At 35.9% G+C, this 12,426-nt stretch carries 14 protein-coding genes and 1 tRNA gene; 9 read left to right on the top strand and 6 right to left on the bottom strand.

The window, feature by feature from the left end; all coding sequences use genetic code 11:
* Positions 1-2 precede the first annotated feature (2 nt).
* From rpmF to GV828_RS06835, 6 genes are all read left to right on the top strand, one after another.
* Entirely contained in the window at positions 3-197 is a 195-nt protein-coding gene (gene rpmF, locus GV828_RS06860; RefSeq protein WP_166536746.1) for a 50S ribosomal protein L32, read from the top strand.
* A 167-nt stretch (positions 198-364) separates the two neighbouring features.
* Positions 365-1,363: a beta-ketoacyl-ACP synthase III gene (locus GV828_RS06855; RefSeq protein WP_166536745.1), complete on the top strand. Its 999-nt coding sequence runs from the start codon at positions 365-367 to the stop codon at positions 1,361-1,363.
* A 22-nt stretch (positions 1,364-1,385) separates the two neighbouring features.
* The gene (accB, locus tag GV828_RS06850) at positions 1,386-1,877 is read left to right on the top strand and encodes an acetyl-CoA carboxylase biotin carboxyl carrier protein (RefSeq protein WP_166536744.1); all 492 of its coding nucleotides are present in this window, start codon (positions 1,386-1,388) and stop codon (positions 1,875-1,877) included.
* A 94-nt stretch (positions 1,878-1,971) separates the two neighbouring features.
* On the top strand, positions 1,972-3,321 hold the full coding sequence (gene accC, locus GV828_RS06845) for an acetyl-CoA carboxylase biotin carboxylase subunit (protein WP_166536743.1): 1,350 nt from the start codon (positions 1,972-1,974) through the stop codon (positions 3,319-3,321).
* Positions 3,322-3,595: 274 nt separating this feature from the next.
* Positions 3,596-5,059 carry an RNA polymerase factor sigma-54 gene (rpoN, locus tag GV828_RS06840; protein ID WP_166536742.1) on the top strand — a complete coding sequence of 488 codons (1,464 nt, stop codon included), beginning with the start codon at positions 3,596-3,598 and terminating at the stop codon, positions 5,057-5,059.
* Between the two features lie 110 nt (positions 5,060-5,169).
* Positions 5,170-5,775, top strand: coding sequence for a hypothetical protein (locus tag GV828_RS06835; protein ID WP_166536741.1), 606 nt, complete (start codon positions 5,170-5,172; stop codon positions 5,773-5,775).
* On the opposite strand, the gene GV828_RS06830 is transcribed toward GV828_RS06835, so the two are convergent.
* From GV828_RS06830 to GV828_RS06810, 5 genes are all read right to left on the bottom strand, one after another.
* Positions 5,772-6,593 carry a porin family protein gene (locus tag GV828_RS06830; protein WP_166536740.1) on the bottom strand — a complete coding sequence of 274 codons (822 nt, stop codon included), beginning with the start codon at positions 6,591-6,593 and terminating at the stop codon, positions 5,772-5,774. The two genes, GV828_RS06835 and GV828_RS06830, sit on opposite strands and share 4 nt — an antisense overlap.
* Before the next feature lie 334 nt (positions 6,594-6,927).
* Positions 6,928-7,014: transfer RNA gene (locus GV828_RS06825), tRNA-Ser, on the bottom strand.
* 61 nt (positions 7,015-7,075) lie between these two features.
* Positions 7,076-8,107 carry an asparaginase gene (locus GV828_RS06820; protein WP_166536739.1) on the bottom strand — a complete coding sequence of 344 codons (1,032 nt, stop codon included), beginning with the start codon at positions 8,105-8,107 and terminating at the stop codon, positions 7,076-7,078.
* On the bottom strand, positions 8,091-9,227 hold the full coding sequence (locus GV828_RS06815; protein ID WP_166536738.1) for a 1-acyl-sn-glycerol-3-phosphate acyltransferase: 1,137 nt from the start codon (positions 9,225-9,227) through the stop codon (positions 8,091-8,093). Before GV828_RS06815 ends, GV828_RS06820 begins: the two co-directional genes overlap by 17 nt.
* Before the next feature lie 65 nt (positions 9,228-9,292).
* On the bottom strand, positions 9,293-10,060 hold the full coding sequence (locus GV828_RS06810) for a TatD family hydrolase (RefSeq protein WP_166536737.1): 768 nt from the start codon (positions 10,058-10,060) through the stop codon (positions 9,293-9,295).
* Between the two features lie 124 nt (positions 10,061-10,184).
* Here GV828_RS06810 and GV828_RS06805 point away from each other — a divergent pair, with 124 nt between their 5' ends.
* From GV828_RS06805 to GV828_RS06795, 3 genes are all read left to right on the top strand, one after another.
* Positions 10,185-11,156 (top strand): hypothetical protein, encoded by a 972-nt coding sequence (locus tag GV828_RS06805; protein WP_166536736.1) that lies wholly within the window; start codon positions 10,185-10,187, stop codon positions 11,154-11,156.
* Positions 11,157-11,338: 182 nt separating this feature from the next.
* The gene (locus tag GV828_RS06800; RefSeq protein ID WP_235935425.1) at positions 11,339-11,725 is read left to right on the top strand and encodes a retropepsin-like aspartic protease; all 387 of its coding nucleotides are present in this window, start codon (positions 11,339-11,341) and stop codon (positions 11,723-11,725) included.
* A 75-nt stretch (positions 11,726-11,800) separates the two neighbouring features.
* Positions 11,801-12,262 (top strand): hypothetical protein, encoded by a 462-nt coding sequence (locus tag GV828_RS06795; protein WP_166536734.1) that lies wholly within the window; start codon positions 11,801-11,803, stop codon positions 12,260-12,262.
* Between the two features lie 72 nt (positions 12,263-12,334).
* On the opposite strand, the gene GV828_RS13305 is transcribed toward GV828_RS06795, so the two are convergent.
* Positions 12,335-12,421 (bottom strand): IS3 family transposase, encoded by an 87-nt coding sequence (locus GV828_RS13305; RefSeq protein ID WP_394350645.1) that lies wholly within the window; start codon positions 12,419-12,421, stop codon positions 12,335-12,337.
* Positions 12,422-12,426: the final 5 nt, after the last annotated feature.

Genomic DNA, 12,426 nt, shown 5'->3' with positions numbered 1-12,426 from the left:
AAATGGCACATCCTAAGAGAAAGACCTCGAAAACGAGAAGAGATAAAAGAAGAACACACTACAAAGCTGTTGTTCCTCAAATCGCTACATGCCCGGTGACTGGAGAGGCACATCTTTACCACAGAGCTTACTGGCATGAAGGTAAAATGTACTACAGAGGACAAGTAGTAATCGACAAGCAAGAAGCTGTTGCTTAATACAATTTTTGCACAAAAAAATTGAACTCTCACGATGTGAGAGTTTTTTTGTTATTTATAATTTATTGATAAATAACGCATTGCAAAAACTATTGGTTTAGATTTTTTTTGTAATTTCCACCTCTGTTTAAACCTAAAAAAATTTAGGCAGAAAATTTTAAAATCTTATGAATACAATCACAGCCGCAATTACAGCAGTTGGAGCCTATGTGCCTGATTATGTGTTATCTAACAAGGTTCTTGAAACTATGGTTGACACAAATGACGAGTGGATTACCTCTCGAACAGGAATCAGTGAAAGACGAATTTTAAAAGATGATACTAAAGGAACATCTTTCTTAGCGATTAAAGCCGCAGAGAATTTAATCGAAAAAGTCAATCTCGACCCCGCTGAAATTGACTTGGTTTTAGTAGGAACAGCAACTCCCGATATGCCTGTAGCTGCAACCGCAGTTTATGTTGCTTCACAAATTGGCGCTGTAAATGCATTTGCTTACGATTTACAAGCGGCATGTTCAAGTTTTTTATTCGGAATGTCAACTGCAGCAGCTTACATACAATCAGGGAGGTATAAAAAAGTATTGTTAATTGGTGCCGATAAAATGTCATCCATCATCAATTACGAAGACCGTGCTACATGTATTATTTTCGGAGATGGAGCTGGCGCAGTTTTATTTGAACCAAATCATGAAGGTTTAGGTCTTCAAGATGAATTTTTAAGAAGCGATGGAATAGGTCGAGAATTTCTTAAAATTGAAGCCGGAGGATCTTTAAAACCAGCATCTCAAGAAACAATTGATAACAAAGAACATTTTGTGTTTCAAGACGGGAAAACCGTTTTTAAATACGCTGTTTCGGGAATGGCGGATGTCAGTGAAAAAATTATGCAACGCAATCAATTAACTAAAGAAAACGTAAATTGGCTTATTGCACATCAGGCTAACAAACGCATTATCGATGCTACTGCAAACCGCATGGGAGTTGATGAAGAGAAAGTATTGGTCAACATCCAGAAATATGGGAATACCACTTCGGCAACATTGCCATTGCTTCTCAGTGACTTTGAGAGCAAATTTAAAAAACGAGACAACTTAATTTTTGCTGCTTTCGGGGGTGGATTCACTTGGGGATCTATCTACATGAAATGGGCTTATAACAAACAATAAATAAAAACCTAAAATCGAAATCATGGATATTAGAGAAATTCAAAACCTAATTAAATTTGTAGCAAAATCTGGCGCTACTGAAGTGAAATTGGAGATGGATGATTTTAAAATTACCATCAAAACTACAGACGGTGCAACGGCTGAGACTACGACTTACATCCAGCAACCTGCATTGACACAAGCATTTCCACAAGTCGCAACGCCTCAAGCTCCAGCAGCACCTGTAGCTCCACAAGCTCCGGCAACTCAGGACGCAAGCGACGACAATTCTAAATACATCACAATCAAGTCGCCAATTATTGGAACTTTGTATAGAAAACCATCGCCAGATAAAGCGCCATTTGCAGAGGTTGGAAGCTCAATCTCTAAAGGAGATGTTGTTTGTGTTATCGAAGCAATGAAACTTTTCAACGAAATTGAGTCAGAAGTTTCAGGAAAAATCGTGAAAGTATTGGTAGATGATGCTTCACCGGTAGAATTTGATCAACCACTTTTCCTTGTAGATCCATCTTAATTTAGATTATTAGATTATGATAGTTTTTAGAAATATTATCACTCTAAAAATTAAATAATCCAATTATCAAATTGTCTAATCTAATTTAAAAAAGATGTTTAAAAAAATATTAATCGCAAATAGAGGCGAAATCGCTTTACGTGTAATCAGAACATGTAAAGAAATGGGTATCAAAACTGTTGCAGTATATTCTACTGCAGATGCCGATAGCCTTCACGTAAAATTTGCTGACGAAGCAGTATGTATCGGTCCACCTCCAAGTAACCTTTCTTACTTAAAAATGTCTAACATCATTGCAGCTGCCGAAATTACCAACGCAGATGCTATTCATCCGGGTTACGGATTTCTTTCAGAAAATGCAAAATTTTCTAAAATTTGTCAGGAACATGGCATCAAATTTATCGGTGCTTCTCCGGAAATGATCGATAGGATGGGAGATAAAGCTTCGGCAAAAGCCACTATGAAAGCTGCCGGAGTACCTACAATTCCAGGTTCGGATGGACTTTTAGAATCATACGAACAAACTAAAAAATTAGCAAAAGAATTTGGTTATCCGGTAATGTTAAAAGCTACCGCTGGTGGTGGTGGAAAAGGAATGCGTGCCGTTTGGAAAGAAGAAGACCTGCAAAAAGCATGGGAAAGTGCTCGTCAAGAAGCGGGTGCGGCTTTTGGAAATGACGGAATGTACATGGAAAAATTAATCGAAGAACCACGTCACATCGAGATTCAAGTAGTAGGAGATTCTTACGGAAAAGCTTGTCACTTATCTGAAAGAGATTGTTCGGTTCAACGTCGTCACCAAAAACTTACTGAAGAAACACCTTCGCCTTTCATGACTGATGAATTGCGTGACAAAATGGGTGAAGCTGCTGTTAAGGCTGCAGAATATATTAAATATGAAGGTGCCGGAACTGTAGAATTTTTGGTGGATAAACACCGAAATTTCTACTTCATGGAAATGAACACCCGTATTCAAGTAGAACACCCAATTACCGAACAAGTTATTGATTATGACTTGATTCGTGAGCAAATTTTGGTTGCAGCAGGAGTGCCCATTTCTGGAAAAAATTATACACCACAATTACATTCAATCGAATGTCGTATTAATGCCGAAGATCCTTACAACGATTTTCGTCCGTCTCCAGGAAAAATCACAACACTTCATGCTCCAGGAGGTCACGGAGTTCGTTTAGATACTCACGTTTATTCAGGTTACAGCATTCCACCCAACTATGATTCGATGATTGCTAAATTAATCACAACGGCTCAAACCCGTGAAGAGGCAATCAATAAAATGAAACGTGCTTTGGACGAGTTTGTAATTGAAGGAATCAAAACAACCATTCCGTTTCACAGACAATTAATGGATGATCCAGCTTATGTATCTGGAGATTATACCACAAAATTCATGGAATCTTTTGTGATGAATGAGCCAAAAAATTAAAGTTCATTCTCTTAATTTAATAAACCTGTTCATTAGTTTGAGCAGGTTTTTTTCGTTTTTTTAAAAGAAAATGAAGCCAGAAAGTTGTTTCAATCCTCTAAAATCTTCCGGCAAAAGCTGCAGTATTCTTCGAATGAAATTGGAAATAATTCAAAATCAGCCTGCTTGACTTTGGCGAAAGCCCAATTATCAAAAAGCCATAACTTTATCTTAAACTACAATATTTTTACTGTAAAATACTTAAATTTGGAGTATCAAAACCAAATAATCACGCATGCTCAAACAGTCTCTACAACTCAAGCTTTCGCAAAAACTTTCTCCTCAGCAAATCCAGTTGATGAAACTAATTCAATTGCCCACTCAGGCATTTGAACAAAGGTTGAAAGAAGAAATGGTGGAAAATCCTGCACTAGAATCAGGCAAGGAGGAGGACAACTTTGAAAATGACGAATATGAAAACGATGATTATGATGAATTCGACGATTATGATAACGAAAGAATTGATGCCGATGACATTAATATCGACGAATATTTAAGCAACGACGAAACGCCTGATTATAAACTTCAAGCCAACAATTACGGCGATGATGAAGATAGAACCATGCCATTTGCGGCTCCGGTGAGTTTTCATCAGGATTTAATTAATCAGTTGAATACTTTTATTTTAACCGAAGACGAGCGGGAAATTGCAGAATTTTTGGTAGGTAGCATTGATGATATGGGTTACATTCGCCGAAGTATTCCGGACATTGTTGATGATATGGCGTTTACGCAAGGCATTTATACGGATGAGAAAAATGTGGAAAGAATTTTACACATTATTCACGAGTTAGAACCTGCAGGTGTTGGAGCACGAGACCTTCAGGAATGTTTGCTACTTCAGTTGAAGCATAAAACGCCAACAGAATCTGTGGATTTGGCAATTGATATTCTCGAAAATCAATTTGATGCTTTTACCAAAAAACATTACGATAAATTGTTGCAGAAATACGGAATTTCGCAAGATCAATTGAAAAAAACCATCGACGAAATTGAAAAACTTAATCCAAAACCAGGAGGCGCTTTTACCGGAAACCAAAAAATGGTGGAACATGTGGTGCCAGATTTTTCGATAAAAATTGTAGATGGTGAACTGGAATTAACATTAAACGGCAGGAATGCTCCGGAACTGCATGTTTCCAAAGATTATCAGGAAATGATGCAAACCTATAAATCTTCTAAGGAAAAATCGAACGCGCAAAAAGAAGCGGTGCAATTTATCAAGCAAAAATTAGATTCTGCCAAGTGGTTTATTGATGCCATTCGACAACGTCAGGAAACGTTGTTTGTGACCATGAATGCGATTATGCATTACCAACAAGAGTATTTTTTAGAAGGTGACGAAACCAAGCTAAAACCCATGATTTTAAAAGATATTGCCGATATGGTTGGGCTTGATATTTCTACTGTTTCTAGAGTAGCGAATAGCAAATATGTGGAAACGCCTTACGGAACTAAACTAATCAAAGAATTTTTCTCCGAAGCAATGAAAAATGACCAAGGCGAAGATGTTTCGACTCTGGAAATAAAAAAAATTCTGCAAAATGTAATTGAAGACGAAGACAAATCTAAGCCCTTGCCTGATGATCAATTAGCTGATATTTTAAAAGAAAAAGGGTATCCTATTGCCAGAAGAACCATTGCAAAATATCGTGAACAATTAGATATTCCGGTGGCGAGAATGCGCAAGAAAATTTGATGATTATTTAATTTGAAAATCATATAATTGGAAGACTTGAAAAATGAAAAAAACAGTAAATTTTATTTTGTCTAATATTACCGCTTGTTTCCAAAAGCTTATAGCCTAAAATGAACAAATTACTATCTGTATTTTCTTACATTTTTCATCCGTTGTTTATTTCGGTTTACGCGGTTTTGCTGTACTTTTTTTTGACTGATAGATTTCATCTTTACCAAGAATTTTTTCTCATCATAATTCAGGTTTTAATCCTTACCATTTTAATTCCTATTTCGGTTTTTTATTTTTTAATAAGTATCGGAAAGGCAAATAATATTATGCTTTCTAAAGTGGAACAACGAAAAATTCCGCTTTCTATTAACTGTGTTTTATTGCTTTTGTTAATTGAAAAAAGTCTTAAAAGCGAGTTTATTCCGGAGCTTTATTTTTTCTTTTTTGGGGCGTTGGTGAGTTCTGTTTTATTGCTTTTGATGACTTTTGTGAAGTTAAAAGCAAGTATTCACATGGTGGGGATGAGTGCTTTGGCGGTTTTTACAATTGGCATGAGCCTAAAAACCCAAACGAATCATTTGTATTTGATCGCCACTTTTTTATTTTTGACAGGTTTGGTGGCAAGTTCGCGATTGGTAATGAAAGCACACTCGGGTTTAGAACTTACAGCAGGTTTTTTTACCGGATTATTGCCGCAATTTTTGCTTCTTTATTTTTGGATTTAAAGAATGTAAAACATCAAACCGATATTGATGGTTTGCATTTCAATAGGATTTCCGTTTACCCTTGCCGAATTTTTAAAAATTTCGTTTAAACCATAATAAGCGTGAAAATTCCAGGTGTTGTAACCAAAAGAAATATAAGTCCCGTATCGAAATTCGTTAAAATCATCATTGTTGTAAAGCCGAATTTTTTCACCATCGGCAACAAACTTAGACTTGTTTAAAAACAAATAACTCATTTTAAATCCTGCATAAATTCTCCAAAAACGATGACTTTGCACGGTAGAACTTCGCCAACGAAATTCTATCGGGAGTTCTACAAAATGTAAGGCAAATTTATTTTTATCAAAATCTACTTCGCTTTCGTCAATAACTTCATAAGTTCTCGCTCCATCAATATCGTTAATTTTTAAATTTTGGCGATAGTCATTGAGTGAATATCCTAATCCCAAAGCAAATGCAACATTCCGGCGTTTGTTGATGGGAATGTCCCGCATAAAACCCAAATGAAGTCCAGTAGAAAATGAATTTTGTTTTACACCTGAAGGATTATTTTGTAACCAATTATAAGTTAGTCCAATATAAAACTGGTCTTCCCGATAAAGCGAATCGACAACGGTAACGGTGGTTCGCAAGGAATCTCGACGTCGGGTTTCGGAAATTTCTGTGGTGTCGATACTTTGTTCGCGGTTGATAATTTCTTTTAATCGTTCTTGCTGCTCTCGTTCTTGTTGCTCTTTAATTTTCCGGTTTGTTACGGGATCTTGAGCCCAAATTGTTGCGGAACAAAAAAGAAAAAGAAAAAAACAAACTGGTTTCATAGCTGAGAATTATGCAATAAAAATAGTTAAAAATTTTGAGTTATAGGAAGGTGAATTTTATGGATTTGCCAATGATTTATTTTGCAAATATATTTTCCGCCTCGATTTTCCTAAGATTAAAAAAATGCCTAAAAATTTTCATCTAACCCCGTCCCGAAATTTCGGGAGTAGCGGAGATCCTTTTATCAATTGCTCGGGTTAAAATCCGGAGTAATTGATAAAAGATTGATGTGGAAAGCGGGAAAATGTCCCGAACCTTCGGGATAAAAAATGCTCGAAAGATTGCTTCTAAAAATAAAAAAAACCTTGCGAAAGTTCACAAGGTTTTGGATTGCAGAGAGGATGGGATTCGAACCCACGATGCAGTTGCCCACATACAAACTTTCCAGGCTTGCTCCTTCAACCACTCGGACACCTCTCTAAAAGTTGGCTGCAAAGAACCGTAAAATTTATGTTTTTAAAAAATTAATTGGGAAAAAAATTTAGGAAATTTCACCGCGAAGTGAGGTTTCGAATATGGTTTTGAAAACCTTTGGCGAAACGTTTTGGCCTAACAAATACATGAGTTTTGTAATTGCGGATTCGGTGGTGATGTCTTTGCCGGAAATCACGCCGATTTTTTTGAGCATGGAACTGGTTTCGTATTTTCCCATATCGACACTTCCAGCAGAACATTGGGTTACGTTTACTACTTGAAGTCCATTTTTTATGGCTTTTTTCAAAACATTTATCAGCCAATCTTCGGTTGGGGCGTTTCCGGCTCCATAAGTTTCGAGGACAATTCCTTTTAAGCCAGCGATGTTGATAATGGCTGAAAGTACGTTTTCGTTGATTCCTGGGAAAATTTTTAGAATTGCTACATTATCGTCAATTTTTTTGTGGACGATTAGTTTTTTGGCATTTTTTGGGAACAAATACTCGTAGTTAACTTTTAAATGAACACCAGATTCGGCAAGTGGAATATAATTTGGCGATAAAAATGCGTTAAAATGTTCGGCATTAATTTTTGTAGTTCGGTTTCCGCGGTATAATTTGTATTCAAAATAAAGACAAACTTCTGTAATCACGGGTTTGTTTTTATGTTGTAAAGAGGCAATTTGTATCGCGGTAATCAGGTTTTCTTTGGCATCCGTTCTCAAATCTCCAATAGGTAATTGCGATCCGGTGAAAACCACGGGTTTGGCTAAATTCTCGAGCATAAAACTCAAAGCGGAAGCCGAATATGACATGGTATCTGACCCGTGAAGCACCACAAATCCATCAAAATTGGCGTAATTTTCTTCGATTATGCTGGCAATTTTAACCCATTCTGATGGATTCATATTTGAAGAATCGATAGGATTTTCGAAAGAAATGGTTTCAATTTCGCATTCTAATTGCTTGAGTTCTGGTACGCTTTTTATTAATTTGGCGAAATTGAACGCTTTTAAAGAGCCGGTTTCGAAATCTTTAATCATCCCGATGGTTCCACCGGTGTAAATCAATAAAATTTTTGGCTTAAACTGCGTTTTCATATTTCGATTTATTTACCACAGGATTAGCATACATGGCTAAAAATCCTTCAAATTCAACTGGGTTATTTTCGTCTATGCGAATTTCTAATCGTCTTTCGAAAATGGATTTTTCTTTATCGGTATATAAATGCGAATATTGGTTGGTTTTGTGTAACAAATCGTAAGCTATATAGTTCGTTGGCCATAATTTATAGGTAGATAAAATAGAGTCATCAATTGCTTGTGCCAATGCTTGAATCTGCTTGTTTTGATTTTCAAATTGCTCCGAAATTTGGGTTAATTCTTCATCTAAAACTTTTCCAACATGAATGTGGATTCTTTTTTTCTGACCCATAATACCACTCAAAAGTGTCATGAAATCTTCATTTTTATCTTTAATATATACTTCGTCATTTGCTAACGCCATTAGTTGTGGCATTTTTAAAGCATCAGTCGGGTCGTATTCGTAAGAAATGGAAACCGGAACGATTTTTAATTTTTTGAAATAATCCATCAAATTCTTTTCGTCGCTTGCCATGCCCAACATTTTTAATACCCCGGTATGAGTGGCATCGTTGCCGTCTTTGGTTCGACCTTCGCGTTGCGCAATCCATACAGAACGATTTTCGCGCAAAATTAATTGACCCACATATTCTGCCATTAATTTTGAACTTTGTAATAGTTCTCTTGGAGATAATTCTCTTTGAACCAAAAAGTTACGATTTAATTTGGATAAAATGTGTAAAAAAGATTTTTTTACCAAATTGTCACCAATTGCCGAAGCAGTCATTACCAAACCATTGTCCATTAAACATGTGTTGAGCAATGAAGTATCCAGAATAATGTCTCGATGGTTAGAAATAAAAAGGTAAGGCGTGTGCTTGTCTAAGTTTTCAAAACCAGAAGTGGTCAATCCTTCCGAACTATTTTCGAGCACTTTCATAATCGCATGATAAATAAAATTGCACTGAAAATCACGAATAGAGTGGGTTCTTTTTAATTGTTCAATCCAAACATTTTCGGGCGTTTCCGGAAAAGTAAAACTCATCATGGCTTTCATCATCGGGTGATCAGCAATTTTGCACAAAGCTTCATTGACTTCACTATCGTAAAATGGCCTGATTTTATCGAATTTAGACATTAATTTCTGATTTATAACAATTCACAAAAGAACGAAATTTTATTCAATTAGCTGTTACATCTATATTAAACCCCAAATATTTCTTTAGAATTTTCGGTTGTGATGGCTGCAATTTTCTCAATTGGCAGATTATAAATTAAAGCTAATTTTTCGGCAACTAATTTTACATAACTGCTTTCATTTCGCTTACCGCGATGGGGAATAGGTGCTAAATACGGCGAATCAGTTTCTAAGACAATATTTTTGATTGGAATTTCACTCAAAAATTGATCAATTTTACCATTTTTGAAAGTTGCTACGCCACCAATTCCCAACTTCATTCCGTAGGAAATAGCTTGTTGTGCTTGCTGAAAATTGCCCGTAAAACAATGAAAAATTCCAAATAAATCATGAGCCTTTTCGCTTTCTAGAACCTCAAAAACTTCGTCAAATGCATCTCGACAATGAATGTTGATGGGCAACTTGTGTTTTTTGGCCAATTGAATCTGCCGTTGAAAAGCTTCTTGTTGTTGCTTTAAAAAAGTTTTGTCCCAAAATAAATCGATGCCAATTTCGCCTACGGCAAAATATTTCCGGCGGTTCAATTCGCTTTCTACAAAGGCCAGTTCTTCTTCAAAATTTTCTTTCACGTAAGTGGGATGCAAACCCATCATTAAAAAAACATTTTCAGGATATTTTTTTTCAATAGCAAACATCGCTTCAGCATAATTCGAGTCAATTGCCGGAACAAAAATTCTTTGCACACCAGCGTCAAAAGCACGTTGCATCATTTGGTCCTGATCTTGCGAAAATTCTTCAGAATAAATATGTGAATGGGTATCAGTTAAAATCATTTTGCAAAAATAATCATTTCTATAAAAATAATTTTTTGCAAAAAATTAAATAATATCTTTAAAACAACGCAACCATTTAACATTTAAGTTATCTAAAGTTATATAATCGCTTAAACATATTATTATGAAGTCAAAAATTAACACAGTTATTACCATTTTTACGATTAGCTTATTTTTAAGTTGTAAGACTGATGATAATAATAATGGTGGTGTCAATCCGCCAACTGCTGCTGAATTTAACGCTTTGCGTATCGATGCTTTAGACGGGATTACACAAAATTTCGTGGTGAATGCCGATGCGGGCTTTCAACAGTTTACTTCAGCAAAAGGAGTTGTTTTATCGATTAATGGAACTTGTTTAACGCAAAATGGAAACGACATTACTGGAAACGTGATAATCGAATATGTAGAAATATTTGACAAAGGTACAATGTTAGCCACTAATAAACCCACGATGGGATTGATGCCTGATGGCAACAAATCAATGCTTATTTCCGGCGGTGCTTTTTATGTCAATGCTACTAAAAATGGACAACCTGTAGATATCGATTGTACCATGCAACTTCTAGTTCCGGCTAGTTTAACTACCGGAACACCAGACGATGAAATGCAACTTTTTAATGGGGCGATTGACGAAAATGGTAACCTAGTTTGGGAAGAAGACAATGGCGAGGGTCAAGGCGGCGTTTTTGGTGAAGGTGTTTCTTATTACGTTAATTTTGGAAATTTTGGTTGGACAAATGTTGATAAATTTTATTTAGATCCACGTCCGAAAACAACCCTTTTAGTTACTGTTCCCACAGGTTTTGATGCGGATAATAGTGCGGTTTACCTTTCTTACGATGGCGAAGGCACAAATGCTTTAGCACAATTAGATGTTTACAACGAAGATACCCAACAATTTAGCGAGCATTACGGACAAATTCCTATTGGTTTAGCCTGTCATGTTATTTTCGTTTCCGAGCAAAATGGCATGTTTAGGTATGCGGTTCAAGGCGTTAACATTGCCGAAGATCACGTGATTTCAATTACTTCGGTTCAAACCGTCTTAGGTAGCGAAGCACAATTAGTTGCCGCTATTAATGCCATTCAATAAAAAAAGTTCAGTTTAGTTAGTGTTATCTAAAGGCGGTATTTCCGCCTTTTTCTTTGGCAAAATATTAATAAGAACAATTATTCTCTTTTGTGTAGATTTCTTTATTTTTACTTTCTGAATAAAATGAAACTATGCTACTCAACCCCGAATTTCTTAAGAAAGAAGGTTACAAAAAGATAAAAATGAAAATTTCTAAAACCAATCACTTGCTTATTAAAGGCAAGATAAACGGTGTTTCCGGAAATTTTATTTTAGACACCGGTGCTTCTAGTAGTTGCGTAGATTTCGAAGGAATAGCAATTTTTAAACTTTCAGCTCAAGACTCTGCTACCAAAGCTGCAGGAGCCGGAGCCGTGGGCATGACAACGCAAATTGCCGAAAAAAATATATTGCAATTAGGCCGTTGGCAAACACCCAATTTCCACTTGGTCATTTTCAATATGTCGCATGTGAATCTCGCCCTCAAAGAGTACAAAGCCAAACCCGTTCACGGCATCATTGGAGCTGATATTTTAATCAACGGCAAAGCCATCATCGATTATGCTAATGAAGTTTTTTATTTGAAGTAATCTTAAATTATTTTGGGCAATAATTTTGCGAAAACGTTTGATTTTTTATATTTGCTGAAATTTAACAAAACTAACATGAAAAAATTATTTTTATTCGTTTCCGCCATTGGTATTATGACAACTTTGAATTCTTGCTCTGGCGATGACGATTCCAACTCAAACCCTGGACAAAATACGGGCGGAAGTATTTCTGTAAAAATCAACGGAGTAAGCAAAACGTTTAACAACGTTGTTGTAGACAAAGATACTTTTGTTGAAGATGGTGAAACAATTACTGAACTTGGCATAACTGGAACCATTGGAAACAGCGCGACCGAAGTGATAATGTTTGGAGTGGAAATGGGCGATGTTGGTGCGGATGCAACTTTTTCTTTTCGCTACCTCAACGGAACAAATCAGTATTTTGACAATGGAGAATTAAGCTCAGTTGTTCAAACAAATTCGAACAATAAGTTGAAAGGAAATTTTTCTGGAAGATTAAGTGGTTCTGGAAACACTGTAGATTTAACTGAGGGAAGCTACGACATCAGCCATTAATAGAAACAATGTGATTTAAAAAAAAAATCCCGTTCAACTAGACTGCACCCAAAAGTTTAGACAAATTTACAATTAAATTTGATAATGGTGAGCTCGATATTTTATCGGGCTCATTTTGTTTAAATTCGACTTTATTCTATCGTTGTTATAATAGGTTATGTAGT

Source organism: Flavobacterium ichthyis, assembly GCF_009915155.1.
GTDB classification, from domain to species: Bacteria; Bacteroidota; Bacteroidia; order Flavobacteriales; family Flavobacteriaceae; genus Flavobacterium; species Flavobacterium ichthyis.
This window is presented reverse-complemented; position numbering and strand designations above follow the sequence as displayed.

Excerpts from the sequence above, each read along its gene's own strand:
- rpmF (WP_166536746.1), top strand. The coding sequence starts at position 3 with ATGGCACATCCTAAGAGAAAGACCTCGAAAACGAGAAGAGATAAAAGA.
- GV828_RS06855 (WP_166536745.1), top strand. The coding sequence starts at position 365 with ATGAATACAATCACAGCCGCAATTACAGCAGTTGGAGCCTATGTGCCT.
- accB (WP_166536744.1), top strand. The coding sequence starts at position 1,386 with ATGGATATTAGAGAAATTCAAAACCTAATTAAATTTGTAGCAAAATCT.
- accC (WP_166536743.1), top strand. The coding sequence starts at position 1,972 with ATGTTTAAAAAAATATTAATCGCAAATAGAGGCGAAATCGCTTTACGT.
- rpoN (WP_166536742.1), top strand. The coding sequence starts at position 3,596 with ATGCTCAAACAGTCTCTACAACTCAAGCTTTCGCAAAAACTTTCTCCT.
- GV828_RS06835 (WP_166536741.1), top strand. The coding sequence starts at position 5,170 with ATGAACAAATTACTATCTGTATTTTCTTACATTTTTCATCCGTTGTTT.
- GV828_RS06830 (WP_166536740.1), bottom strand. The coding sequence starts at position 6,593 with ATGAAACCAGTTTGTTTTTTTCTTTTTCTTTTTTGTTCCGCAACAATT.
- GV828_RS06820 (WP_166536739.1), bottom strand. The coding sequence starts at position 8,107 with ATGAAAACGCAGTTTAAGCCAAAAATTTTATTGATTTACACCGGTGGA.
- GV828_RS06815 (WP_166536738.1), bottom strand. The coding sequence starts at position 9,227 with ATGTCTAAATTCGATAAAATCAGGCCATTTTACGATAGTGAAGTCAAT.
- GV828_RS06810 (WP_166536737.1), bottom strand. The coding sequence starts at position 10,060 with ATGATTTTAACTGATACCCATTCACATATTTATTCTGAAGAATTTTCG.
- GV828_RS06805 (WP_166536736.1), top strand. The coding sequence starts at position 10,185 with ATGAAGTCAAAAATTAACACAGTTATTACCATTTTTACGATTAGCTTA.
- GV828_RS06800 (WP_235935425.1), top strand. The coding sequence starts at position 11,339 with ATGAAAATTTCTAAAACCAATCACTTGCTTATTAAAGGCAAGATAAAC.
- GV828_RS06795 (WP_166536734.1), top strand. The coding sequence starts at position 11,801 with ATGAAAAAATTATTTTTATTCGTTTCCGCCATTGGTATTATGACAACT.